The following is a 25156-nucleotide window of genomic DNA, read 5'->3' as shown; positions in this document are numbered from 1 at the left end:
TGGGCTATAACCACCATCATCAAAGCTTGCCCCAACACTTGTGCCCCTGCAAAACAGGCTTAATTTTTCCATGCTTTCACTTTGCCTCAGGCACAAATATGGGCAGTTATCGTTTGAGATACATGTTTGTGTATTGATAATATGCCTGTGCCTTGCGCACAAGTTCCTGCTTGTTTTTCTTCAATGGCGTTTCAACAGCCTCACCTTCTTTGTCAAACGTCACCCCAAACTGCTCAATCTTGCGCACCGGAGAGAATATCGTCAGGCAGTTGTTCTCAAAATATCCCAAGTTCTGATAAGTCGCCATGAAGGCCCGTGGATGATAGTTTGGTGCAAAGATATCCTGCCCTGTGAACCTCACCTGATAAGGAAGACCAAGCATAGAGAGTAGCGTTGGCATGACATCTATTTGCGAACATACCGTCTTTACTGCCTGTGGAGCGATGTGTTTGGGGCTATAGATGAGACAAGGAATGTGATAACGATCAACAGGAAGTGTTGTTTTGCCCGCACTTGAGGCACAATGGTCGGCAATAATCACAAAGACAGTATTGTCAAACCATGGCTTTTTAGCGGCTTGTTCGATAAATTTTCCAATGGCATAATCCGTGTATTTCACGGCTGCATCACGTGTATGTGGGTTACCATCTACCTTGATTCGTCCCTCAGGATAAGTGTAAGGGCGATGATTACTCGTAGTCATGATTTGGCCAAAGAAGGGTTTTCCGCGCTTCGCATCAGCGTCAAACACTTCCAAACTCTTGTTAAACATATCCTCATCACACACGCCCCAGATGTTGGCAAAAGTCACATCAGCCGGCTTTATGGCTGAACGGTCGATGACTTCATAGCCATTATGCGAGAAGAAATCGCCCATATTATCGAAATAACTGTCGCCCCCGTAGAGGTATTGTACCGTGTAACCATGTTGCTTTAAGACTGCACCGACCGAGAGATTACCCATGCGATTGCGCTTTTGTTTAATGATACTTTCTCCTGCACTCGGTGGAATACAAAGCGAAAGTGCCTCAAGTCCGCGCACCGTGCGATTGCCATTTGCATATAAACTATCGAAAACCATGCTCTTGTTAATCAGCTGATCGAGGTTGGGGGTAAGCTTTTCAGTGTTTCCATAATGGCCAATGAAGCTGGCACTAAGGCTTTCTACCGTAATCAACACAATGTTTCGGGGGCGCGCTTCGGCTGTTTTTGGCGCAAGCGTCTTTACGCCTTGTGCATCCAAACCTGCCAGCTTACGATACATTGTGATACAATCGCGCTTGCTCATCATCGGATAGAACTTGTCATATTCAAGTTTATTATTGAAGAAAGCGACGATAAAGTTGCACGAACCATTCTGTTCTAACTGGCCCACATATTGGTTAGCACTGTCCAACTGGCGTGTAAACGAAGCCATACCAAAGCCTATTCCGCAGAGCACAGCATAGAGAAGACTATGCACAATCAGCAGTTTTGGCGTGTAAATCTTTTCTAACTTAAACCGTCTATGACATGAATCGTTGTAGATAATCAAAGCCGTGGCAATAACAGACAACACAATCAGCGGTGTGATGGCATATGATTCCATGATGTTACCCAATACTTCATGCGTATAAACTAAATAGTCAACAGCGATGAAATTGTAGCGAACACCAAACTCTTCCCAAAAGAAATATTCACCCGCAGAGATGAAAATGAGCAGTAAAACATAGACACTCCACGTGCCATACATGGTCACTCGGCGCCATGAAATGCGTAGTTTGGGAATGAAAAACCTAAGCGAAAAGCTCACAAACTTCCACCCAAGGAAGAGTCGAGCGATAAGGGGTGCGCCACCACCATACTCATGAAAGATTGACTTTGGCCACAAACTATAAGCAAAAGCCAAGGCCAACAGCAGCTCAATGACATAACCTGAGGGCCTTTTATATTTCCATTCGTTCAGTCCAAGATATAAAATGAAGAGGGGAATGGTTAGTAAGATGCCGACTCCTAAATCTGAAATGAGTCCTATTCCGAGGCTTCTGACAACATCAAGTGTCGTGAAATGAACTTCTGTTGGAGTGCAAAACATCAACACAATGCGTAGGAGAAAGCCTACCAACAGATAGAGTTTAATGAATCGAACTGCCACTAAATAGGCTGCATTCTTATAGACAATGGGAGTCTTTTTCTTACAAAATAAATTCGCAATCATCATGGATTATTTTACTATTAGACTTGTTTTTTCGTTGAATCATTGCCTTCTCAATCCCACCTTCCTTGCTTTCGCAGCGCAATTAAAATGCAATGAACGATTGCTTTGCTTGCAAAAGTAAGATTTTTATTCTGATTTTACAATCATTTAGGCTTTAAAATATAACGTGCCTCCATAGCCTTTCGCTTTTGTCATCAGGCAAAACAGACTTTAACCTCCGTGCTTTGCAGTCTACTTTCGATAGGCTTTGCGGTTGAGTTTGCCATTAAACGTGCGTTGAATATGGTCGGCGACTTCAACCATCATAGGGAGTTTATAGCTTTCGAGACGCGTTTTCAGATGTGCTATCAATGCTTTTTGCTTGTAATCTTCATGACAAACGACGATGAGTTTCAAGACATTGCCCGCAACGGGATGGGAACCACAGACACAAATGCAGTCTTTCACTGTAGGAAATGCCAGTGCTGCCGCCTCAATCTCTGTGGGATCAATCTTATATCCGCCCACATTGATAATGTCATCGCCCCTACCCTGCAGCCTCAAGCGTCCCTGTTCATCAATCCTTCCGATGTCGGCCGTCTTGATAACTCCGTCAATCATCACTGCCTTTGTGGCCACATCATCGTGCCAATAGCCCGTCATCAGCGTATCACCAGTGCAAGCTACGTGCCCATCTGCAGTGATAAAGAAGGATGAATGCCTCATGGGCAGGCCCAGACAACCGGCAATACATTCGCCATCATTATAGTTATAGGTTGAAATGATGCCTGTTTCGGTCGAAGCATAAGTATTGTATAGTCGGCTATGAGGCAGCAGTTTGCAAAACAATTCCATGTCAGAAGCCGTCATAGGTGCAGCCCCAGTCTCTATAAAATCAATTTTATCGGCGCAGTCTTTCAGTTCATTTCTCCACAACGTTATCAGCATTCGGATTGCAGCAGGGACTAAGAACGTAGCCACTTTTGTAGGTGCTTGCTCAATCGCATGAAAGAAAGTGCGAATATCTTTCATTCCATCAATCAGGCAAATCGTAGCCCCAGCATAAATGGTGGGATAGACTTTTGAGAGACTTCCAATATGATTGAGGGGCCCATTGATAATAAAAGTCAGGTCGGATTGAAAGCCTTGGGCGCATACAAGATTCTCCGTATTTGCCCAAATGGCGTCATGACTGATCATGACAGCCTTTGCATTGCCGGTAGTTCCCGTAGTATAGAGGATGTCAGCTACACCATTTGGAGCCGTACCCTGTGCCAAAAAAACGAGAATACTCCTCATATTTTTGCATGGGAATATCCTTATGTAACGGCACAACAACACCTCCATTGAGATGAATTGCGAAGTAGGAAATGAGGAAATCAGCTGTTGAAGTGGCGATAATAGGAATGAGTCGGCCACGCACTTCGGGCATAGAAGCAGCCTTGTCCACAACCGATTGATACAAGCGGCCATAGGTATAAGACTCCCCATTGCATAGAAGTGCAAGCTTATTGGGATGAAGTTTGGCGTTCTCGCGTAGCTTATCTTCAATGCTCATGCTTGTTTTGTTTCCGTTTAACCAGTTCAACAATGCTGTCAAGCGACTTAAAGTTCTTTGGTGTTACATCCGAATGGCCCAATTCTATGTTATACATCTCAGAGAGAACCATCAGGATTGTCGTTATTCCTAAAGAGTCAAGTTCTTGGAAAAGGAAATCAGAATCGAAGTCAACGATAGGCAAAATCTCTTCCAATCTCTTACGAATTTCTTCTTTCATAGCTATATTTTATTCATTCAATTACATGTAAAACAAACCTATAATGAAAAGACTTTCAAGTCATTATGCCCTTCTTGTTCAATAGTTAAGCTATCAATTACCTCCAGATTATCAACCAAGTCCTGCGCACAATAAGTCAAAAGAGCCTTTTTATTCTCATCCGTTTCATAGACAAGTACCTTAGTTTGTCTGTGGACTAACGCATAAAGCAAGGCAAACTCACCATATCCACCATGCTTAACAAGTACAACAGCGTGCTCATCTATAGTGTCAACGGCTTTCGTATAGTTATTATTGTTCTTTAAATTCTTGCGAACCGCACGGAAAATCTCTTCACCTTTGTAGCGATAACGGTCGAGAACAAGAGGTGAATAATAAGCAGCCGTCTCTATTTTACGTGCTATCCGAGCATACTCCTGCCTATAAAAGTCGCACGTTTGGCTTGTAAGTTCGGCATAAGATAATTGGGCTTCATTCTTGATTCGCTGATAAGCTTTCACCGTTATCTGCCCAGGAAAGACCTGGATGCTATTCCTTGGAAGGACCATATTCAATCCATGAATGATGAAAGGCTGAATATCAAGCTGATATTTTTCAGCTAACAAGAACGCACCTTTATGGAAACGGCGTATCGAAGAATGTGCATTGCGGACGCCTTCTGGGAAGATTACAAGACTATAACCATGCTCAACATAATACCGAATGAGGCTATCGTCTATGGAGTTCATGTCATTCAAGGTTATAAAACCATTCCATTTAAATATCTTTTTGATAATAAGATTACTGCTAACCTTTTTATTTGAGACAAGGATTGCCTTTGGACTCAACGCCATAAACAAGGCAGCATCGAGCATAGACTGGTGATTGCTGATGACGATAGATGGAGAGAATGTTTCATTTGTAATGCCTTCTACAGAAAATCTCACACAAGGAATATGGTGAAAATCAAATAAGAATAGGCGCTGTTGATAGCTTCTGAACCACAAACGCCGTTTCTCTGAAAAGGGAAATAAGCCAAACAGCATCACTCCTAATAAGTAAACAGTGATTAACTGACCAAAGAACACCATAGTACAGAAAGCCATTATCAAGAGGTTTTTGATAGAGATTGGGCGCAATCTATACGTCCCTGATGTCCTCACAAGAAGCTTAAAGAGGAGCGGAGGGAATATATATGCCATCAAAACTACCGACAACATACCGGCTATTGTCACCTCTGCCAGCGAATGAAGTGCCGGATGTCGTGCCACAATCAGTGTGCCAATACCAATAAACATGATTGAAGCTGAGATGATAATTGAATGTTTATAGGAGGCAAGTAGCTTGCGACGATAAGCATATTCATACATAGATCCTTCGGTCATAAATATAGTATAGTCGTCACCTTGACCGAAAATAAACGTTGCAAGAATAACATTGACAATATTAAACTGCATCCCTAACAAGGCCATTATACCCAATATCCACAGCCAACTCACTGCCATTGGAACAAAAGAAAGCACTGCTAACTCAAAGTTTCCAAAGGATAACCATAAGAAAAAGAACACTATGAGACCGCAAGCTAAGCCAATGTAGTTAAAGTCATTAGACAAATGATTGGCTATAGCGCTATTCATGCTCTGAATATCAAAGCTGAAACTATCCGTGTTTTGCAAAGCGTCTTTCACTCGATTGACATCTTTGCCCTTCACAGAAAGTACATTTACAACATTATATCGCTTGTCAACATGGTCTGAACTGAAGTTACCTGCAAAGAGAGATGTTGTTAATGGAGAGAAAAAAGAAAAGGGTTGAGGTTGATAACTCTTATTCAATAACGTATAAAAGTCGTCAAAACTCTCTACCGAAAAGCCTTCCGTCTGCATTGAAGAACGCAAAGAAGTCGTCAGCTTTTCCTTGTTACGATACAAGAAATCACGCCATAACGCCAACCTACGCCTTTGCTCTGAAGTTGAAACTACAAACTGATTGCAAGAACTATAATCGTGAACTAACTTCGTCTTTACTAACTTATCAAGAGCTGGTTGCAAGCGAAGGTTCTTATCCAATGCCCCATTCATGGTTGAATCTGCAGTCACTGCATAGACCTTTTGATACTCTCCATTGACCATCATTGTGTGTTGGAAGTAAGCCATATCAGCCTTTTGGTCGTCTGTCATGTAGTTAATATTAGCCATGTTAGCATCAAACTTTGTTTGAAAACTATAGTAACCAAAGACCAAAGTCATGACAACTACTATCGTAACAACAATGGGATTATTCTCTAATGAGACCTCACTTATCTTATCTAAGAACGTGTGTTTCACTTCCTTGGATACCTTAGAAAGGTGTGGAAGATAAATCAAGACGAAGACAATTGTTCCTATTAACAAGAAAGAACTAAACAAACCTAAGTCTTTTAAGGCTACCGATTGCAAAGGAACCAATGCCAAGAATGCCCCCACGGTGGTGATATTACCCACGAATAGAGGCATGATTAGCTCACGCAATGCCTGCTTTTTTTGAGGCGTATGCGTCAGATGAGCGATGAAATGCAATGGATAATTGACCGCAATCCCAAGGATTACTGAACTTATTCCTATGACAATAATCGATACACTGTTGTGAATTAGAGCCAATCCGCCCATAGCGAAGAGCCAACCCCATGCAATAGATAGCGCAATTAAAAAGATATTGCGTAGATTGCGAAGCGTAAAGAGCAGCAACGCCATAATAAAGACCACTGCAATTGTAACAGATAAGATGCTATCGGACTTGATTTGAGAAGCATTTCCCACTGCAATCACGGGTCCACCGATAATATGTATATCGAGATTCCTATGGTGAGCCATCACCTTTTTACTGCATGTTTGCAATAAAGAGATGAGTTTTGCGTTGTTTTCTGTTTCACTTGCGCCGTAAGGTGAACCTATTATTACAAATGCTTTCTGCATATCCGGAGAAAAGATATGCCCATCATATAACTCAAACTTAAGGCTTGTATCTGCTCGTTGCAGTTTCTGCACCACAGGAGTAAATAGGTTTAGCGGGTCACGTTGTATGTTATCAGAAAGCAATCCCCCTGCAGGGAACAGCAACATCTGCTTATCTTGTTGCAATTGTCTATGAATGTAATCCGTCGTTTCAAGCAAACTGTCCATCCTTGCATAGTCTTTCTCCGTAAGAAAGTAAGGAATATTGTTATAAACAAAGTCGGTTACTGCTGACAATTTCTCCAAATCTATCTGCGACATGACATTAGCTATCCGATGGGCAGTGTCAACTCGCTGTATATTTTCAACGAAAGCATCTACTGAAGTCACCATCATTTCAGGGTCTGTTTTCGTCGTATCACGATATTGAAAGACTGCAAAGATCTTATTAGCTCCTGAAATATCCTGATAAATCTTTAAGGCATTATGATGTTGACTGTCTACAGGCAGGAAGTCAGATATATCTTCTTTATAACTCAAACGAAGCACCGATACGACCAAGAGTAAAGTTACGACCACGAAAGAAAGCACACATAGCATTCTATGTGCTTTCATATAATCGTATAATCTCAGTATTGTTGCTGTCATCCTACTTATTGTTTACAGGGTTGGAATAGATACCTAAGAAGATATCTATTAGCTTTTCAATATCACAAGTGTCATATTTTTTCAAACGTTTAAGCTTATTTATAAACATAGTTTTCTGTTCATCGGTATAACAATCTCTATATTTTGTTGTCCCATATCTTAGGTCATAAGCAACATAATTGTTGGGATAAAGTCGATAAGCTTTATTGATTCGGCTATCTAAAAGCCTTGCTACAGCTTTATGATATTCGTTGTTTGTCAAGTTTTCAAATTTAGATAACTCTGCATAAGCTATCGGATCACAAAGTTCAAAGTGTACTCTTCCCTTCTCTTGTGTTATCCCTGTGAGAATACTATTAAGGTCTTCTCCAGGTTTTTTGGTATATTTTGAGAACTGAGATTCATAGACTTCAAGTGTCTTTAATATGTCACAAGGTTCCCACTCATAGGAAACCGCAACAGGAACTATATGTAACTGATCGATAGCCTTTATCTTATCTTCAGGACACGACATGCAAAACATCTTTATGATGCCTTGATCGGTCGCATCATTACCATCTTTTGTCCGCCCATTTCGTTGGGCAATCCAAACCGATTGCCCTTTTTCGGTAATCACATATCGTATATATTCCGACAAATGCTTTGAACTTCGATAGAAGTCTTTAATGTTGTTACTGGGACGTTCGACCTTAAACATCTTGTTACTCTTGCCAATATCCACCACCAACTGATTCATCATTAGGTTCGCACCGAATGTAATCTCCGTCGTATCAAAACCTTTTGTTACCAAATAATATTGTAACAAGCTCGAATCCAGCATGATATCACGATGGTTAGACACAAAAAGATAATGCTCATTAGGGTTCAATTTATCCAAGCCTGAACAGGAAAACGCTGATATACTATGTTCTATCACACGCTGATTGACCATGCGCATCGTCTCGGTTTGAAACGCTTTAACGGTCTTGTAGTTTCTAATCCGTTCCTTAACTGCCTCTATCGGCTCATTCGGATAAACGTAAGAAGCTAAAAGCGGGAATGAAGAGCTGTTGGCAATACGCTCCATTGCTGCGGGAATCTCTTCGGCCTTATAAGGTCGGATGTCCTCAAATTGGTCCTTGTTCATTGCTAATATGGTTTTAGTTCTTTAGATTAAGTGCTTTAAGCCAATTCAAAAATTCGGCTTTCCACTGTCTACTCTCGGCTGTTCCCTTGTTTTCGGTAGCGCCAAAGCCATGTCCTCCCGTTTTATATTGTATATAACGATGAGGTATATTAAGGCTTGTTAGCGCCGAATCAAGTAGTTCTGAGTTATGATATTTTACGATTGGGTCGTCAATACAATTCACTAAGAACACCGGGGGGCAATCTTTTGGCACATGAAGTTCAAGAGAAAGCAACGCTCTTAATTGTTGATTGTTCTTCTTGTTATCCCCTAACAATGCCCTACGCGAACGCTTATGAACGCATTTGTCGACCATGGTTACAACGGGATAAATAGGTGCAATGAAGGCTGGACGCTCTGAAGGAGGCAACAACTCGGCAGCAGACATCACCAGATGTCCGCCGGCAGAGAAACCCATTACACCCACTTTACTCGGTGAAATGCCATATTTCACCGCATGATTCCTTATATATTGCATCGCCATTTGTAGGTCGTTGAAAGCATCAGGATATCGATTGCCTCTGAATAGATATCGGAAACGGGTGAGAAAAGCCCAGAAACCGGCCGTACGATAACGCAAAACAAAGGCTGATATGCCATTTTCCTGCAACCACTTTCCAACACTTTCGCCCTCAGCTTTCATGTCATGCCAGAAGTAACTCCCTCCAGGACAAACGATAACTGCCACATTATGCTTTCCATTTGCCAAGTAAGGGGTCAGTGAAACCCTTTTCTTGACGTCTGTTCCCTGCCAAATGTTAACACGCTCTGCATGATTTTGTGCACAAACAAGGAAAAGATGAAGACAAAGGAAGCATAAAACGATATAGCGTTTTCTATTCATTGACAACTTTATTTATTTTATTTATAATGTAGTTTCTGCCCAAAATAGCCTCAACAGTGTTAATAGCCGTGAGCGGAACTCCACAAAAACCTGGGAGATTATTATTCTGTCCGGTCAACAATAGATTATCAATCTTTGTAACAACAGGAAGCTGTGACAGCATCATATTTTTGTAATCCTTGCTAAACCCACACATCGTTCCCTCTTTTGCTCCATAGAAATCACGGATGGTTAGCGGAGAAGCGGTGTTTATTTTATCTATACAAGCACTGAAATTTGGATGAAGTTCCTCAACCAATTCCAGCAATTGTTGCGTTCGTTTCTCTTTCCAAGCCTCATAATCAGCGCCCCGTTTACCAACTTTAGTGCCCTCCCATTGAGCCACATCTGCATATAACATCGGAACAGTTATTAAGGCTTTGGTGCTATAAGGCCCTTGATTCTCTTCGGGAGGTGTCATGAAAAGGAAGCCCAAAGGCCAGGGTTTATCCGCCTTTCCGAAATTCCATATTTCATCATATCTTGTCATATAAAACTCAGAATGATTGATATAAGGAAAGCTTTCGGGCTTCAACTTGATATAAACAGAAAAGGCTGAATAGGCATTTGGAATAGCATCGAGCCTCGTTCGATAGGCTTTAGGGAGTGCTTTCGCATCCATGAGCTGAAGTAAGGTGCATGGATGTATTGCCGAAATATAGTAATCAGCTTGAAACTGACGGCCCTTGTTCGTTCTTATGAAGTCAATGTGGCGCTGATTCACTTCAATCCATTCAACACTTTCATTTCGTATAATTGTGCCCCCAGCCATTTCGATGACAGAAGCCAATAGATTTGCAAACTTATCACTGCCTCCCACGAATCTACTTGCACCCTGCATATAAAGCGAACTGATGATAGCATGGACGAAAGCAGGGCTTTCATCTCCCCTGCCTCCATAGAGAGGATTCATATAAGCGACAACACTTCGGAGTTTAGAATCATTGATATACTTTGCAATAAAGGCATCTGCGGCCATCAGAAACTCATCAGAATGCGTCTTCAGGGCAGCCGAAGAAGGACGAAGATAGAATAAATCGAGCTCGTCAACAATCTTAAACACGGCGTCAACATAAGCCTTAAGGTTCTCTTTTTCATGAGGAAAGTAGGCTGCTAAAGACTCAATAAAGCCCACTCTTCCCTTTTTTATGTGGTAAGTATACTTATCTTCTGCAAAATATAAGCTATCAGTACAATCATCATCCACGTCTTTCAGTGCCACCTTATCTATGATATCTAAATACTGACAGATGCGATAGATGTTGCCTCCAGGCTGCATTCCTCCGACGATATGCATTCCGGTGTCAAACTTTAAGCCAAAACGCATAAAGTTTTGCAAGCCTCCTCCTATTATAAAGTTCTTCTCTACAACAGTTACCTTAAAGCCTTCTTTGGAAAGAATAGCCCCAGTAAACAAGCCGCCTAAGCCTCCACCAATAACAAGAGCAGTTCTCATTTGTTGGCCTCCTTTATCTGTTCGTAGATGGTTTTGGCGGATAACATTTCACTACAAGTAACAATTGCACCGACCAAAACACCCAACATACCATGAGAATTGACATTCTGCCCTGTAAGAAAGACATTAGGAATCCTTGTTCGTTGAGGCACTCTACAAGCACTTCCCAAGCTTATATCCTTAGCATTCCCATACATTGACCCGGCTTCTGTGCCTGTATAATCAAGATAAGTGAGTGGCGTTGAGGTATAATAGGTTTGGATTTGCGAACGAATTCCAGGGAAATGCTGTTCCAACACACTGATTAGTTTCTCTGCTTTGGCTTTCTTGAACTCTTCATACGCTTTACCACGTTTCCCAATTGCAGTGCCTTTCCACTCCTCTACATCAGACATTTGCATGTAAGAAAGAATGACTCCCGTCGAAGCATATTGCGAATCGTTGTCTGGACAGAAATGCATATAGAGGAAACCCTTAGGCCAACTGGCCTCCGAATAGTTCTCACAATCCCACGGAGTCGCGTTCTGATACCCATAATAATTATAATTTAGGTAAGGAACTGCATTCTCTTTGAAGTGCAAATAAACAGAAAAGCCTCCAACAGTTTGGGGAATCTGATTAATTCTTTTACGGAAAGCGGGCCGAATAAGCTTTGTATCAAGCATTTCTAATGTGCGCATCGGGTGCGTGTCTGAAATGACAATGTCACAAGGGATGACCTCCTTATCATTCACTTCCACCCCAATTGCATGCGTATTATCACATAGAATCTTAGTTACTTTCTTCCTCGTCAACACCTCACCACCATAGCGTTTTAGCGTGTTCTCTAAAGCAAAAGCGATTCGATCGCTACCCCCCTTTACACGAAAAGCACTTTGATTATAAAAATCCATAATGAAAGCATGCGTTGAAAAGGGTGTTTTGTCTTTCTCAGCAGCATAAAGAGGGAGGTTTCCTACAAGTACTTTAGCTAATGTGGGATTAGTAATCACCTCGTCTATCACCTCATTAACCGACCGCAACTGATATTCCATATTCAGCGCAGCGTCTGATTCGGCATACTTAAGGGAATGTAATGATGAGGCATTTGCAATCTCTTCAACCAAGTTATAATAGTTAACGATGTTGTCATATTGGTCTGGAAAATACTCCGTCATCCTCTTTATAAAGGCTTCTTTCCCATTAGCAAACTGATAACGCTTTCCACTCAACGACACAACGTCATACCCTTGAGGATCTAATTGAGATAACTTTACCGCCTGATCTATTTCCAAGTATCTCATCAGTTGGTTCAATGTTTGCCCTTGTGCGGCACTCCCAATGAAATGCATACCTGTTTCAAACTTTGCACCATGACGTGTAAAGCATTGTAAACAGCCTCCTATCTGGGCTCCTTTCTCTAATATGGTTACATCATAGCCGTTCTTTGCCAAGATAACTCCTGACGAAAGGCCTCCAAGACCGCTACCTATAATAATAACCTTAGTATTTTCTTTCATTGTTCCAACCTATTAGCTATTTCTTCATTCCTTTCGATATATCGTCTGACTATAAGCCTCCAAGTCCACTATCTATAATAAAAAGCTTAGTCTTTCCTTTCATTGTTCCAAGCTGTTAGCTATTTCTTCATACTTCTCGACATATCGTCTGCACATCGTTGAGGCTTGTTTCCTCAAATCACCCATTGCAGAAAGTTCCGTCTGTGTTAAGGGTTTATCTACTTCTATGTAAAAGATTCCTTTATGTAAATGGTGACTTGTCTTAGGAAGTATCTTGCCGGGACCATAAAGATACATAGGAAGAATCTCCAAATTAAACTCTTGTGCCAAATAAAAAGCACCTTGATGGAAGCGTCCTATCCTACAATCTTTGGAACGAGTTCCCTCTGGATAGACCGCAACACTATATCCACGTGCTATGAGAGAACGTAGATGTGGCATTATCTCTTCAATCCCTTCTCTAACTGGTAAGTATTCGGCGTTGCGAATAAGAGAGCCATAAAATGGGTTATTCCAAACCCAAGCGTTAGTTAAGAAGACTATCTTTGGAGTGAAAACCAATTGACACATCAAGTCAAGATGGGACTGATGATTACATATAATAATACGAGGTTGATTGAAATCTATACCTTTTGCTATCTTATATTGAAACTTTGTACCTGGTATACCATGATGAATCATCACGAAACGAGAGGCATGATATATCAGTAAATGAAGCCGATAGCGTTTCTTTTCAGTCATCTTACCCAGTCTTGTATATATCCAAACGAAAGGAGTAAAGACAAATAAGGTAAAGAACAAAAAGAAAAGTAAGGAATAAACAGTTCGTATTACCTGCATGAACAACCTACCTAATCGTAAAGGTAAGCCATAAACTACAGCTAAAAAGCATAGAATTGTATTGAGCAAGCTAATCCTTGCAAAGTCCATTCCAGGTCTAAAGTGACTCACTCTCTCTGTACGTGGAGGATAATAAACCTTGATAGGAATCGAAACTAACTTCACACCATGCCACGAAGCAAAGACAAGCAACTCTAATTCTGCCTCATAACGTGAAGTCAACAACGACAATCCGTGTAACCTTTTCAAAGGATATAGTCGATAACCTGTTTGTGTATCTTTTAAGGCTCGACCTGTTTGAATGTAAAACCAGAAATTAGAGAAGTGGTTAGCAAACTTACTTCCGCTTGAGCGCTCTACCCCTTCTAATTGTCTACTGCCTATAATCAGTGAATGAGGATATTGTTGATTGGCCCTAAGAAAAAGCTGAATATCCTCTGGATAATGCTGTCCATCCCCATCAAGTGTTATGGCATAAGAGAACCCTTTCGCTAAAGCGGCCTTAAAACCAGCCTTTAAAGCATAGCCTTTTCCTTTGTTTTTAGGATATGAAATAATTGTAATTTGAGGAATACCACGCAAGATTTTCAGCGTATTATCCGTGCAACCATCTGCTACTACAATAACATCAGTACAGTAGCAAAGCGTTTTCTCCACCACTGTTTTTATTGTTTTATCATTATTGTAAGTAGGAATAACAACACAGATAGACCTACTTCTCAACTGTGTTTTCAATTCAACCTCTGTCATACGCATTCATTACTAAAGATATTTTGGCCATTGCCTTATCCTCAGAAAGCACTACTAATTGCGCTTCAACCATGGTATTGCACTCACATCTTTCTAATTTCTTAATTTGATAAGTTAGTGTTTTCGTCTCATTAGGAGCTATTACAGACAAGAATTTCACGTTCTTTATCTTCTCAATGGCCAACCTTTGCGTGCGAAGCGTTTGTTCTGACAACAGGTTTTCAATGAGTTCTTTTCCTATTTGCACTATACAAACGCCAGGAGTAATAGGTTCTTCTGGGAAATGAGCCTTGTAAATAAAACAAGAAGGGATAAGTTCTATCGTGTAATTCATTATCCCACCTTCTTCCATTCTACGAATAATCTTATATATTTCATTATTCATTTGCATCTGCATCGCCCTCCTTCGCTTTAGGTTTACTATCATCACACATTACAGAGAAAGTGTATTCTATGTGTAATCTCTCATTTTTATAGGTCGAAACTCCTTTTAACAAGTTCTCCATTACACGCTGTAAATCTTGTTTAAGCACTCGACGTATCAACCAATTGTCTAACATCTCAATGAGATGTATTAGCTTTATGCGCTTTGTTTCAGGCTTATAAGAAAACGCTAAGGCTGTAATCCCAAACTCATTAAACATCACTCCCCGATATTCTTTAGCCTCTCTAACAATCAAAGTGATACCACTGAGATAGCTCTTTGGCATCTCTATGGTAGTGGCATATTTCATTTTACAACCTATACTGTCCTGTAAGGGTTGCTGATCTGCAACGACTTGTCCCTGTGCTCTGCCTGTCATTGAGGAGAGAAGGAGCAGAAAAATACTAATTAATCGTAAATACCTTTGCATTAATTGGACTATTAACTTTCACGTTTTTCATCTCAATAACCGTGCAATCGCCACGCTTTTCTACAAGTTCTACCTTCGAAACAATGGCGTGTTGCCTATTAAAATGAAGAACAATCTTTTGGAACATTTGTTGCATCTGCTTCCGTTGTGGAAGCAAGGTCGCTATATATTCCGATGAGTTTGCAGAGAAACTCACCTTAAAATCTTTCTTATCATTCAAGCATTTGCCTACAACACTGTTCATCATGATGCGTGCTATCTCTTTAAAGAATTTGCTTTGGTTCACATTTATCACATCATTATGCTTGCCCTTACTAATGAAAACCTTCGAACCATTTAGGATAAAGGTATATAAATAAGGTGTAGTGTATTCCCAACGCAACTTATCACTCTGCTGATAATACATCTTTCCTTGAGATATCATCTTATCATTGAGCATACGAACTGTCTTTGTCTGCACGAAATCACAATGCATTGTTTTCATGTTTGTAGCTGCAACTTCTATCTGCTGCCTAACATTTGCCTCATTAAAACCTTGGGCAAAGCCGGCTGTTTTGGCTATACATAAAGCCATAAATAATAGCAATAACTTCTTCATTTTATATCTTTTATTTTGCAATAACACAGCAACCTAAGATGATTAAGCCTACTCCCACCCACTTCATCATTGATACTGACTCATGGAAAAAGAGCATTGCTGCGATGAGACCAAACACATAACTCAAACTTATCATCGGATAAGCAACACTCAATGGGTAATGTTTCACGATATACAACCACAGAATGGAACTCAATCCGAATAAAACACCACTGCAAGCAAACTGCCAATTGAGCAACAAACTTAACCAAAAGGTTCGTGTCCAGCCAAAAGGAAGCATCTTTTGAAGTGCAAACTTCAAAAAGACTTGCCCGCCTGCTAACAGCGAACTCTGAATAACGGCCAATAGAATTACTCTCCACATGACAATACTATGGCTAAAGAATGGATGGCAGGACGCGCTTTTAACTTCATGCGTTGCAACAAAGAATTAAACAAAGGCGTGCTTTCTTCGTGACAACCTACAAGAACTGTCTTTACCATTCCATGCTGTAAGAGCAATTTTGCATCACGCATCGCCCAATCCAATGACTGTTCTCCCTGCGTATATGTAACGTTATAACCATGACAATGGGTTTTAATGGCGATGTTACCTCCTATCGTGTTGTGAGTACTTTGCATGAAATAAGTAGGCTTTAGCATTACTTCTCCCTCATCTTTTAACTGCTCTAACAGCCGTTCACTGTTCTCCAAACACCCATACTCCGTGGCAGTTATAATCGCATCGGGCTTTTCAATACCGGCTTGATTCAATGCTTCCAAAGAAGCAAGCAACGCACTTTTCATGAGCTTTCCTAAGCGACGGGCCTCCAAAGGCTTAACATACTTGCGAATGTTCTCAAGTTCTGACTCCGAAGTTATTTCTACTTGAGCGAGTATTTTAATCTCTTTTTCGTTGCTTTCTCGTTCAGAAGTTGCCTCAACTGGATGTGCAGAAATCACCAAAGAGGTGTCATTGCCTCCAAAACCAAACGCATTGCAGAGGATATGTTCTAAGTGAATGTTCTCTACTCCAAGTGTAGGTGTGATGCCATTTGCCATCTGACAGCGCCAACCCAAGTTCGCCGGCACGAAATGATGTTGCATTGCTAAGATACAAATAACAGCTTCTATGCTGCCAGATGCACTTGTTGTATGCCCCGTAAAAGCCTTAGTGCTGGACACTAACGGCATATTCTCGCCGAAAACTCGCTTTAATGCTACGCTCTCACTCTCGTCATTGTTAGGTGTTCCGGTGCCATGCGCGTTTACATATTGGATATCTTGGGAAGTCAAATGGGCCATTTCGATGGCTAATCTCATAGAGATTACCGCGCCTTCTCCGTCATTTGACGAGGCCGTTTGATGGAAAGCATCGCAGGCATTCCCATACCCTGTTAGAAAAGCATGTGGAACCACGCCGCGATGTGCAGCCATCTCCTGAGATTCTAATACCACAAAGGCTGCTCCTTCGCCTAAATTCAGTCCCTCGCGGGTATCATCAAACGGACGACAACGATGGTGATCAAGAATCATCAACGAATTAAACCCATTGAGATGAAAGCGAGATAAGGCTTCCGTTCCGCCTGCAATAACGATATCAGCAGCCCCTGTTTCAAGGAGACGAGCACCAAACATGATTGCATTTGCAGCCGATGAGCACGCAGTTGACAAGGTCGTTACCTCAGCAAAGATACCAAAGTGAGCCGCCATTACATTGGTACAGCTTCCGCAGTCATGCTGTTTGAGGAACGCTAAGTTTGCGTTTTCGAGGTCATTAAAACATAGTTCTGTCAAATCCATGCCTCCAACGGTCGTTCCAGAGACAAGCGTTATGCGCAAAGGAGAGCCCTTTTCTTTCTTCTTTAAGATGTCAGCAATCTCTAATTTGGCATCTTTTAGTGCCTGTTGTATGGCAATGATGCCCATCAGTGCAGTGCGACTCATCGGTTGAGACAATGGAATGCCAAGAAGTTTCTTCATTTGTTCGTTTGACAAATCAACTTCTCCAACCGGCAATTCATGATGAGTTGACTGGAGAAACCTCATTTCTCCTATCCCACTTCGCCTCTCAAGCAATGATTGTAACACCTCTTGCTTGTTCAAACCAATTGCAGAAACAATGCCTTCTCCTGTGATTGCTATGTTCATCTCGTTCATTCTCCTTTCTTTAAAAAGGGAGTTTATTTCTTTCTATGTTTGCTTACATAGTCTGCTATCGATGCAACACTTGTAAAAATTGCCTTTCCTTCTGAAGGATTAGCTAACTTTATACCGTATTTTTTCTCCATAAGCACGATTAGTTCTAAGGCATCAATAGAATCCAAACCTAAGCCGTCACCAAAAAGAGCCTCATTTTCGTCGATATCTTCTGGTGTCATCTCTTCGAGATTCAAAGCCTTGATAATCTCTTCTTTCAGTTCTTTTATTAACTCTTCCATCATTACTATTATTTTATACGATACTATTTTTTAATCTTATTTCAGTCTTAAACATATTATTTATAAGCTATATATAGGTCTGCTTCAAAATGTTTGTCGTCTTCATAATCAAGCCATCCCGTTATCATGGACGTGGTTTGGTCGTCCATAAAAGCCGATTCTATGATATGCTGCATGAGCAATTCGTTCTTCTTCGGTAGGATATAAAAAGAAGTTTCGCCATGATATCCGTTGCGAATAGCGATTTCTCCGGTAACAATATTTGGCAGTGTATACACAAAAACAGAAGGACTGGGAAAATAGTTATCCTTATCTGCGATTGACGTTAGATATTTCTTATCAGACACTATCGATGAAGAACGATTAAAAAAGACTATTGCTCTCGCCTTATTTACATCTTCTTTGCAAGGTCCTTCCTCTCTTTCGGCCTGCAACAATAGTTCAGATGCCACAAAACCTAAACGGCAAAGACCGTCCATTTTGTAATATTTCGGATAGTTTCCTATCTGCTGTTTATAAATTGCCGTAAGCAGATTGTGCTGAGTTTCGCGCTCATCAACAGCAAAAACCTTATCATTAAGCCAAACGCCTTGAGGAGAAAGGCGAACATGATGCTTCATTTCTACATGCGAAGGAAGTTTGGTTGTTTCGTCAACACACACATTTGAGGCCTCATCTGACTCCACTGAGCGAGCAAAAAGCGTTGCATTGCAGCCACCAAAGCCCGATAACAGCTTAAGAAATGCCTTCTTTTGTGTTGTTTGATGCGTTGAAGAGAGCTTCACTTTACCAGAAACTCCAACTTCTTCAAAGCCTCGTGTGCCAAGAATAAGATGGTCGTCAACCGACTTCATGCAAAGAATCGTCTCTATAATACCGGCAGCTCCCAACGTATGTCCAATGTAACCTTTTAATGCATTCACCGGAATGTGCTGTAATCCAGTGCGTTGAATTGCAATAGCCTCCATTTGGTCATTAAACAAAGTGGCTGTGCCGTGGGCATTGATAAAGGCCAGTTCCTCCGTATCTACACCCTCCATTGTCGCTTGTAAAGCCTCAACCAGCCCCTCCGCGGTCTTAGATGGTGCGCTGATATGATAGGCATCGTTCTTTACATAGCCATGACCTATCTGCCATACGTGGCTATTGGTGTGCAAGCTTGCCTTAGTTTCACGCGCCAAGACTATTGTTGCATACGCCTCTCCTAAGTTAAGACCTTGTCGTTCGATATCAAAAGGCTGACAAGAAAAGGCAGACATCGCGTTTAATGACTGAAAACCCGAGATGATAAAGCGTCTTGGACGATCTGCTCCGCAAACAACGGCATAATCATATGTATTAGATGACAACAAGCGTGAGGCCAAAACGATGGCAGCCAAGCCCGATATACAGGCATTACACACTACAATTGGCGTTTGCTTTATGCCTAAACGTGTAGCAATTCGTTGCGCAACATTGCCGAGATAAAGCGTTTCATCAGCTGTTTTGCCCAACTTTTCAATCTCTCCTTTCGTAGAACTCAGTATGAAAACAGTGCGTGTGTTCTTCACATCAACCCCAGACGCGTTCACAGCGCTTTGTGTTGAGCGCAACAATAGTTCCTCAAAATCAGAAGACAACAAGGAAGCCACAAAGCCATGAGGGATATGTTCCGTCATAGGAGCATAGGTATGGAGAGCAGACTCCCCACGCTTTACAGCCAGATAAGTCTCTTCTGAGGTCTCACCTAAAGGCGAAATGATATTATCAGCCAATACATTTACCATGGTGTTTTGATTCATCTTTGCGCTCATCTCTTAGCCTCCACCTGCTTCCAACGCTCTTTCCACGCCTGATAGAAAGGGGGATTGTCCCACACTAACTGATAATCGAGATTCATAAATACCTGTACCGAGTGGCCTGTTGCAATCAAACTATCGTCTTTGGTATCGTGAATCTCATAATCAAAAACTATCTTTGCCGCTGCTGTTGGCCGATAAATGATGTCTATTCGCGGCGTCATTCCATATTTAATAGGCTTCTTATAATGAAAAGTTAGTTCGACTAAAGGAGCAAAATAGCCATGATCGAAAAAGCACATATACGCTAATCCGAATTTCTTTCCAAAGGCTTCACGTGCATCTTCGAAATAAAGAGGATAGGAACCATGCCATACTACGTTCATGGAATCAACCTCACTGAAACGGATTTCAACCTCTTTTGATGCTTTTAATTCTATCATCTTAATGCTAAATCTTATGCTTCTTTATTCAACTTCTTTACTCATTACGTTCCTTAATAGCTATCTTCATTTCTGATTTTGCCAGAAGTTTGTCGCCGCATACTATGGTTGCTTCTGCCAAAGTCATGCCAAACACCTCTTCTTTAACCTCCACTCGAGTGGTAATTACATCGCCGACAACGGGTAACTCAATGACTTCAAAGTTGCGAATCCCACCAATAAAGCCCAACTGGATAGCCTTCTTTAAGATAAACTTATTAACATATCCAATACGGGCAGCACAGGTTTGCGCAATGTTCTCCATTAAACCAGATGCCGAGAAATGGTTTTCATCTACGAAGATATTATCAGCTTGGACCTTTGTTTCGGTTATTGTAAGTGCTCTATCAAAATGAACAAGAGAACCAATCATAACAAAAGGCTCTTGCTGTGGTAACAGTTCATGAACATCAATGGAACGAAGTTCAAGCTCAGAAGGATGTTCTACATCGAATTTAATCATCATATTATAGGATTAATCTAAGACCAAAAGTCATAGAAATTAAACCATTGTAAGGGGTATTGACGCACAACTGTTTCAAGTTCTGCTACATAACTATTCAACAACTGTTGCATTTGTTCTCGTCGTGGAGCTTTTTTATCATAAGCAAGTGGTGCAACAAACACCTTATAATGCTTTGAAGCGACCTTCACAACATTAACAGCTAAAGCGTCTAAACCCTTTATTGTCGCAATAGAAAGCGGTCCAAGGGGAAAGCGTGCAGTAGCACCCATGAAACAAGATGCTACAGATTTTGCAGAGCCTACAATACGATCTGCAGGCATACTGACTATTTCATTATTATCAATCGCTTCGTTTATCAAAAAGAGATGAGTCATATCGTCTCTTACTGGGACCATACGTATATTGTGAAGTCCTAATACTTCTTGACGCCCTTCCATGATAAAGGCTTTCTCTCCCCCATATACTAAAGCATTGAAACGCTTGAGTTTTGAAGTTAAAGTATAGCCCGCAACCTCATAACAGCCTACATGAGAGCTAAAGATTAAAAAGCCTTTTTCCTGTTTTTCCAAACGAAGAAACTGCTCATATCCTTCAATCTCCACCTTAAAACGCTTTCCTGCAAAGACTGCAAAGCGGTCGATAACGATTTGACTGAATAGGCAATGATTAATATATGTACTCCATGCAGCACGCAATTTTCCATATCTTAGCCTATAACGAAAATAACGATAAGCATACGTTCGGCTGTGGTTGGTGTTCAACAACAGACATACGGGCATTACAATAAGTGAAGTGAGCACATAAAGTAATCGTACATCCATCCATTGCAAAGACCAAACTAAGGATCGATGCATCCAACTATTGCCATAAGTAGTATTAGCCAACCTTGCTTTCGATATAATCACAGAACTGCGATAAGGTCACAATACCTTGCATTTCCTCTGGCTTAATCTTAAAACCGAAGTTCTTTTCTACGATAACCACAATGTCGACAAAGTCGAGACTGTCTATACCGAGGTCATCTTTTAACTTTGCTTCTGGAGCAATATTTTCTTCTTCAATTTCCAAATCCTCAATAAGGAAAGCCTTAACTTTCTCTTCTATTTCTTTTCTTTCCATCATATTTTTTAATGATTTATTTTAATTTTACTTCTAATATCGTATGTCCCTGCCCAATACTATCATGAACAGCAACCACCTTTAAGCCCGAACGATTAATTTGTTTCACCATATCATCAGAGTGATACATCTTACTATTGCCATTAGCTATAGCCGTAAAATAAACACTTGTCATAGTTAAACAAAGGGAAGCTGGCTCATATTTCTGGCGATCCCAGAATGTTTCCATGATATAAAGTGTTGTATCTGTATTCATCACTTGAGCTGTACGAGAGAGTATACTGTAGATTTCTTCTTCAGAAAAGCAATCTAAGAATTGGCTCATCCATATAGCATCCCACTCTCCTTGAGGTAACTTTGAATGCTCATCAAGTATATTTGTGGGGCATCCAATGATGCGTTTTGCGCCCTCATTCCCGTCAATTTGCTTCGTCATTAGACCTATTTGACCGGGTAAATCGACTATCGTTACATTGACATTTGCGTCATATTCCACACAACGTAAAGCAAAACGGCCCGTATTTCCACCAACATCCATGAGATGCTTTGGCCGCTTACTGAAAACGATTTCCAAAGCTTTATCAAACGAATGGTCACTATAGAAGTGGTCAAACGCAAACCAACTCTCTTGAACTTGCTTATCAAGTTTTGACAAGCCCTCATAGATTGTAGGCCAATCACCAAGAGTTTTCAGTCCGGCTGGCTTTCCTTCTTTGAGTGCTTCATCGAGAAAGAACATCCCTCTATAGTTTACATCGTGGTTAAAATCAATGTTTACACGCGTAGCTGGGTCGTTAAGTAGAAACCATCCGGCTTTAGATATCGTATAACGATCAGTGTCTTTGTCTATCAATATAGTGCCAGCACTAAGTGAAGCCTCTAATAATATCTTCAAAGCATACTCAGATAGCGACGTCTTTGCTTTCAATTCATTCAACGTAAGCCCATCAGTGCTATCCCGCAAAGCCTCTAACACTCCCCACTTTACCATGAGACGTGACACCTGAAAGATAACAGGTCCCCACGCAATATACTCGGCAAGACGTTGTGCTTCCCGAGCAGACAGCTGCTCCTTTGTATATTTATCGCTTTCCGATTGAAACAAATTCATCTTATATATGTCTTTACTATCTTCCTTTAGCCTGTATAAGTTTACCCTTACTTGGCTTTCTTTATTCGGTTAATAACCTATTCTGTTCACTCTCTATATGCTATTATGCAACGCTTTTCATTAGCAACGCCAGCACCAGGAGCACCACCTATATTTATATAGGGCACTCTCTTTTCTACTCCTTAAACTTCTTCAAGACCAAAGCTGAATTCGTTCCACCAAATCCAAAGCTATTACTCAAAACCAAATTCAATTCAGTTTCAACAGTTGTTATCGCAAGATTCATCTTCTCTGAATATTCATCTGGATGCTCAAAGTTTATATTTGGAGCAACAAAATCATTCTGCATCATCAGTATACTGTATACAGCTTCCGAAGCACCTGCCATCCAACACTCATGCCCTGTCATGCTTTTAGTTGAAGAGATGAGTGCATGCTTGCCACCAAACATCCGATTTAATGCCATAGCTTCATACATATCACCTTGATGAGTGCTTGTAGCATGGGCGTTGATATAGTCGATATCCTCCGCTTTTACACCCGACATATCCAATGCACGCGTCATAGCAACAACACTACCCTCGTCTGATGGTTGACTGATTCCCCCGCCATTGCTTGAGAATCCATATCCAATAACCTCAGCAAGAATATTGGCCCCGCGCGCCTTTGCATGCTCATAATCTTCTAATACCAAAGAAGCTGCACCACCACTCGGTACTAAGCCGTCACGATCTCTATCAAATGGTCTGCTGGCTTTAGTCGGTTCATCCATCCGAACAGAGAAAGCGCCCAACGCATCGAATGAAGCCATCGAATAAAAGTTTGTTTCTTGCGCCCCACCGCACAACACTACGTCTTGCATTCCTTGCTTTATCAGCATATAACCTAAGCCTATAGAATGACTACCACTGGCGCAAGCAGCACTTATTGTGAAGTTAACACCTCGCAAATGGAAGATAGTACTGAGGTTCATATTAACCGTAGAATTCATCGATTGAAAGATAAGTCCATAACCAAGCATAGCAGAATCATGCTTCTCATCCATTATCTTTGAAGCCTCAATAACTGGTTTTGCAGAAGAATCGTTACCAAAGATACAGCCAATTTCATTCTCACGAAGATATTCATCGGAGATGTTTGCCTGCTCAAATGCCTGCAAACTCGACATATAAGCATATCTTGCTTCCTCTGGCATGCCTGCACGCGTATGACGATCAAGCATCTTTTTCGTGATAACAGGTTCCTCAACAATTCCTGTTAAGGCTGAACGATAGCCATATTCTAAGCGCTCTGGCTGCATGCCTATACCCGATTTACCTTCATATAATGACTGCTTTACGGTTTCTAAATCAGTGCCAAGACATGACCAAATGCCCATACCCGTGATGACAACTCTTCTATTCATTATCGTATATATTGTTTCTTTAACCTATAATATGGTTGCTTATAATTCAAAACTAACTAAGTATAAAGTCCTCCATTCACACTAATGACCTCGCCTGTGATATAGGCTGCCTCATCAGAAGCAAGGAAACCGACAACCGCTGCCACCTCTTCGGGCTTACCAAAACGCCCAACAGGCACAAGCTTTTTCAGTTCGTCTTCTGGCAATTCCTTTGTCATGTCGGTCTGGATGAAGCCAGGTGCAACCGCATTTACTGTTATTTTACGTGGCGCAACCTCTTGAGCAAGCGCCTTTGTCGCCCCAATCAACGCCGCTTTTGCCGCACTATAGTTCACCTGTCCAGGCATTCCTTTCAACCCTGAGAGTGAACTGATATTGATAATTCGGCCTCCATGCTTACGCGGCATCATGTGTTTAAGCAGTCGACGCGTAATATAAAAGAAACCATTCATATTGATATCAAGCACACTATGCCAGTCTTCATTCGACATCATGAACATAACATTGTCCCGACGAATACCTGCATTGTTCACTAATACAGAGATATATTCTTCTGGATGAGCTGCTTCCCACTGGTCAATCGCTGCTTCTATTGCTTTGGGATCAGCGACATCAAAGGGTAAAAGCTCTGCATGTCCTCCATGAGCTTCAATCTCTTGCTTCACTTCCTGTGCGCAAGCATCATTTGAGTGGTAATTAATAATAACAGAATAGCACTTTGCTAAACGTAAAGCTACAGCTCTTCCTATCCCTCGCGAGGCTCCTGTTATTAATGCATATTTCATATTTAACTGAAGTATTAGTTAGTTTAAATGC

22 protein-coding genes and 1 pseudogene are annotated in these 25156 nt (G+C 41.1%); all 23 read right to left on the bottom strand.

Going from position 1 to position 25156, the window contains the following annotated elements; translation table 11 throughout:
• Window positions 1–106: 106 nt before the first annotated feature.
• The 23 genes and pseudogenes from HMPREF9420_RS11960 to fabG all read right to left on the bottom strand — a co-directional run bounded on the left by HMPREF9420_RS11960 (window position 107) and on the right by fabG (window position 25125).
• Window positions 107–2200: an LTA synthase family protein gene (locus tag HMPREF9420_RS11960; RefSeq protein WP_007135979.1), complete on the bottom strand. Its 2094-nt coding sequence runs from the start codon at window positions 2198–2200 to the stop codon at window positions 107–109.
• A gap of 228 nt (window positions 2201–2428) precedes the next feature.
• A pseudogene (locus HMPREF9420_RS11955) lies at window positions 2429–3734 on the bottom strand (class I adenylate-forming enzyme family protein).
• Entirely contained in the window at window positions 3724–3954 is a 231-nt protein-coding gene (locus HMPREF9420_RS11950; protein ID WP_007135975.1) for a phosphopantetheine-binding protein, read from the bottom strand. The pseudogene HMPREF9420_RS11955 and the gene HMPREF9420_RS11950 overlap by 11 nt, the downstream one beginning before the upstream one ends.
• 38 nt (window positions 3955–3992) lie before the next feature.
• Complete coding sequence (locus HMPREF9420_RS11945) at window positions 3993–7514, bottom strand: 1-acyl-sn-glycerol-3-phosphate acyltransferase (protein ID WP_007135974.1); 3522 nt, start codon at window positions 7512–7514, stop codon at window positions 3993–3995.
• A gap of 1 nt (window position 7515) precedes the next feature.
• Window positions 7516–8640 (bottom strand): 1-acyl-sn-glycerol-3-phosphate acyltransferase, encoded by a 1125-nt coding sequence (locus tag HMPREF9420_RS11940; RefSeq protein ID WP_007135973.1) that lies wholly within the window; start codon window positions 8638–8640, stop codon window positions 7516–7518.
• 13 nt (window positions 8641–8653) lie between these two features.
• Window positions 8654–9523, bottom strand: coding sequence for an alpha/beta hydrolase (locus HMPREF9420_RS11935; RefSeq protein ID WP_007135972.1), 870 nt, complete (start codon window positions 9521–9523; stop codon window positions 8654–8656).
• On the bottom strand, window positions 9516–11018 hold the full coding sequence (locus HMPREF9420_RS11930) for a phytoene desaturase family protein (RefSeq protein WP_007135971.1): 1503 nt from the start codon (window positions 11016–11018) through the stop codon (window positions 9516–9518). Before HMPREF9420_RS11930 ends, HMPREF9420_RS11935 begins: the two co-directional genes overlap by 8 nt.
• Window positions 11015–12517, bottom strand: a complete 1503-nt coding sequence (locus HMPREF9420_RS11925; protein ID WP_007135970.1) for a phytoene desaturase family protein — start codon at window positions 12515–12517, stop codon at window positions 11015–11017. Before HMPREF9420_RS11925 ends, HMPREF9420_RS11930 begins: the two co-directional genes overlap by 4 nt.
• A gap of 99 nt (window positions 12518–12616) precedes the next feature.
• Window positions 12617–14107, bottom strand: a complete 1491-nt coding sequence (locus HMPREF9420_RS11920; RefSeq protein ID WP_007135969.1) for a glycosyltransferase — start codon at window positions 14105–14107, stop codon at window positions 12617–12619.
• Window positions 14094–14492 carry a hotdog family protein gene (locus HMPREF9420_RS11915; RefSeq protein ID WP_248628115.1) on the bottom strand — a complete coding sequence of 133 codons (399 nt, stop codon included), beginning with the start codon at window positions 14490–14492 and terminating at the stop codon, window positions 14094–14096. The genes HMPREF9420_RS11920 and HMPREF9420_RS11915 overlap by 14 nt, the downstream gene beginning before the upstream one ends.
• The gene (locus tag HMPREF9420_RS11910; protein ID WP_044078967.1) at window positions 14485–14961 is read right to left on the bottom strand and encodes a hypothetical protein; all 477 of its coding nucleotides are present in this window, start codon (window positions 14959–14961) and stop codon (window positions 14485–14487) included. The genes HMPREF9420_RS11915 and HMPREF9420_RS11910 overlap by 8 nt, the downstream gene beginning before the upstream one ends.
• Window positions 14936–15559 (bottom strand): LolA family protein, encoded by a 624-nt coding sequence (locus tag HMPREF9420_RS11905; protein ID WP_044078965.1) that lies wholly within the window; start codon window positions 15557–15559, stop codon window positions 14936–14938. The genes HMPREF9420_RS11910 and HMPREF9420_RS11905 overlap by 26 nt, the downstream gene beginning before the upstream one ends.
• A gap of 10 nt (window positions 15560–15569) precedes the next feature.
• A complete protein-coding gene (locus HMPREF9420_RS11900) occupies window positions 15570–15923 on the bottom strand; it encodes an EamA family transporter (protein WP_007135965.1) in 354 nt (117 codons plus the stop codon).
• Window positions 15911–17689 (bottom strand): beta-ketoacyl-[acyl-carrier-protein] synthase family protein, encoded by a 1779-nt coding sequence (locus tag HMPREF9420_RS11895; RefSeq protein WP_044079274.1) that lies wholly within the window; start codon window positions 17687–17689, stop codon window positions 15911–15913. Before HMPREF9420_RS11895 ends, HMPREF9420_RS11900 begins: the two co-directional genes overlap by 13 nt.
• Window positions 17690–17721: 32 nt before the next feature.
• Window positions 17722–17982, bottom strand: coding sequence for a phosphopantetheine-binding protein (locus HMPREF9420_RS11890; protein WP_007135963.1), 261 nt, complete (start codon window positions 17980–17982; stop codon window positions 17722–17724).
• Between the two features lie 53 nt (window positions 17983–18035).
• Window positions 18036–19745, bottom strand: a complete 1710-nt coding sequence (locus tag HMPREF9420_RS11885) for a beta-ketoacyl synthase N-terminal-like domain-containing protein (RefSeq protein ID WP_044079273.1) — start codon at window positions 19743–19745, stop codon at window positions 18036–18038.
• 23 nt (window positions 19746–19768) lie between these two features.
• Window positions 19769–20200 carry an acyl-CoA thioesterase gene (locus tag HMPREF9420_RS11880; protein ID WP_007135961.1) on the bottom strand — a complete coding sequence of 144 codons (432 nt, stop codon included), beginning with the start codon at window positions 20198–20200 and terminating at the stop codon, window positions 19769–19771.
• A 37-nt stretch (window positions 20201–20237) separates the two neighbouring features.
• A complete protein-coding gene (locus HMPREF9420_RS11875) occupies window positions 20238–20702 on the bottom strand; it encodes a pseudouridylate synthase (protein WP_044079272.1) in 465 nt (154 codons plus the stop codon).
• Window positions 20703–20719: 17 nt separating this feature from the next.
• Window positions 20720–21559 carry an LpxL/LpxP family acyltransferase gene (locus tag HMPREF9420_RS11870; protein ID WP_044079271.1) on the bottom strand — a complete coding sequence of 280 codons (840 nt, stop codon included), beginning with the start codon at window positions 21557–21559 and terminating at the stop codon, window positions 20720–20722.
• Between the two features lie 22 nt (window positions 21560–21581).
• On the bottom strand, window positions 21582–21824 hold the full coding sequence (locus HMPREF9420_RS11865) for an acyl carrier protein (protein ID WP_044079269.1): 243 nt from the start codon (window positions 21822–21824) through the stop codon (window positions 21582–21584).
• A 16-nt stretch (window positions 21825–21840) separates the two neighbouring features.
• The gene (locus HMPREF9420_RS11860; RefSeq protein ID WP_007135957.1) at window positions 21841–22935 is read right to left on the bottom strand and encodes a methyltransferase; all 1095 of its coding nucleotides are present in this window, start codon (window positions 22933–22935) and stop codon (window positions 21841–21843) included.
• A 175-nt stretch (window positions 22936–23110) separates the two neighbouring features.
• Window positions 23111–24340, bottom strand: a complete 1230-nt coding sequence (locus tag HMPREF9420_RS11855) for a beta-ketoacyl-[acyl-carrier-protein] synthase family protein (RefSeq protein WP_007135956.1) — start codon at window positions 24338–24340, stop codon at window positions 23111–23113.
• Window positions 24341–24396: 56 nt separating this feature from the next.
• Window positions 24397–25125, bottom strand: a complete 729-nt coding sequence (gene fabG, locus HMPREF9420_RS11850; protein ID WP_007135955.1) for a 3-oxoacyl-ACP reductase FabG — start codon at window positions 25123–25125, stop codon at window positions 24397–24399.
• Between the last annotated feature and the right edge of the window lie 31 nt (window positions 25126–25156).

The organism is Segatella salivae DSM 15606, from assembly GCF_000185845.1.
GTDB classification, from domain to species: domain Bacteria; phylum Bacteroidota; class Bacteroidia; order Bacteroidales; family Bacteroidaceae; genus Prevotella; species Prevotella salivae.
Note: the sequence above shows the minus strand (reverse complement) of the source record. Positions and strands in the feature narration are given on the sequence as shown.

Excerpts from the sequence above, each read along its gene's own strand:
- HMPREF9420_RS11960 (WP_007135979.1), bottom strand. The coding sequence starts at position 2,200 with ATGATGATTGCGAATTTATTTTGTAAGAAAAAGACTCCCATTGTCTAT.
- HMPREF9420_RS11950 (WP_007135975.1), bottom strand. The coding sequence starts at position 3,954 with ATGAAAGAAGAAATTCGTAAGAGATTGGAAGAGATTTTGCCTATCGTT.
- HMPREF9420_RS11945 (WP_007135974.1), bottom strand. The coding sequence starts at position 7,514 with ATGACAGCAACAATACTGAGATTATACGATTATATGAAAGCACATAGA.
- HMPREF9420_RS11940 (WP_007135973.1), bottom strand. The coding sequence starts at position 8,640 with ATGAACAAGGACCAATTTGAGGACATCCGACCTTATAAGGCCGAAGAG.
- HMPREF9420_RS11935 (WP_007135972.1), bottom strand. The coding sequence starts at position 9,523 with ATGAATAGAAAACGCTATATCGTTTTATGCTTCCTTTGTCTTCATCTT.
- HMPREF9420_RS11930 (WP_007135971.1), bottom strand. The coding sequence starts at position 11,018 with ATGAGAACTGCTCTTGTTATTGGTGGAGGCTTAGGCGGCTTGTTTACT.
- HMPREF9420_RS11925 (WP_007135970.1), bottom strand. The coding sequence starts at position 12,517 with ATGAAAGAAAATACTAAGGTTATTATTATAGGTAGCGGTCTTGGAGGC.
- HMPREF9420_RS11920 (WP_007135969.1), bottom strand. The coding sequence starts at position 14,107 with ATGACAGAGGTTGAATTGAAAACACAGTTGAGAAGTAGGTCTATCTGT.
- HMPREF9420_RS11915 (WP_248628115.1), bottom strand. The coding sequence starts at position 14,492 with ATGAATAATGAAATATATAAGATTATTCGTAGAATGGAAGAAGGTGGG.
- HMPREF9420_RS11910 (WP_044078967.1), bottom strand. The coding sequence starts at position 14,961 with ATGCAAAGGTATTTACGATTAATTAGTATTTTTCTGCTCCTTCTCTCC.
- HMPREF9420_RS11905 (WP_044078965.1), bottom strand. The coding sequence starts at position 15,559 with ATGAAGAAGTTATTGCTATTATTTATGGCTTTATGTATAGCCAAAACA.
- HMPREF9420_RS11900 (WP_007135965.1), bottom strand. The coding sequence starts at position 15,923 with ATGTGGAGAGTAATTCTATTGGCCGTTATTCAGAGTTCGCTGTTAGCA.
- HMPREF9420_RS11895 (WP_044079274.1), bottom strand. The coding sequence starts at position 17,689 with ATGAACATAGCAATCACAGGAGAAGGCATTGTTTCTGCAATTGGTTTG.
- HMPREF9420_RS11890 (WP_007135963.1), bottom strand. The coding sequence starts at position 17,982 with ATGATGGAAGAGTTAATAAAAGAACTGAAAGAAGAGATTATCAAGGCT.
- HMPREF9420_RS11885 (WP_044079273.1), bottom strand. The coding sequence starts at position 19,745 with ATGGTAAATGTATTGGCTGATAATATCATTTCGCCTTTAGGTGAGACC.
- HMPREF9420_RS11880 (WP_007135961.1), bottom strand. The coding sequence starts at position 20,200 with ATGATAGAATTAAAAGCATCAAAAGAGGTTGAAATCCGTTTCAGTGAG.
- HMPREF9420_RS11875 (WP_044079272.1), bottom strand. The coding sequence starts at position 20,702 with ATGATTAAATTCGATGTAGAACATCCTTCTGAGCTTGAACTTCGTTCC.
- HMPREF9420_RS11870 (WP_044079271.1), bottom strand. The coding sequence starts at position 21,559 with ATGCATCGATCCTTAGTTTGGTCTTTGCAATGGATGGATGTACGATTA.
- HMPREF9420_RS11865 (WP_044079269.1), bottom strand. The coding sequence starts at position 21,824 with ATGGAAAGAAAAGAAATAGAAGAGAAAGTTAAGGCTTTCCTTATTGAG.
- HMPREF9420_RS11860 (WP_007135957.1), bottom strand. The coding sequence starts at position 22,935 with ATGAATTTGTTTCAATCGGAAAGCGATAAATATACAAAGGAGCAGCTG.
- HMPREF9420_RS11855 (WP_007135956.1), bottom strand. The coding sequence starts at position 24,340 with ATGAATAGAAGAGTTGTCATCACGGGTATGGGCATTTGGTCATGTCTT.
- fabG (WP_007135955.1), bottom strand. The coding sequence starts at position 25,125 with ATGAAATATGCATTAATAACAGGAGCCTCGCGAGGGATAGGAAGAGCT.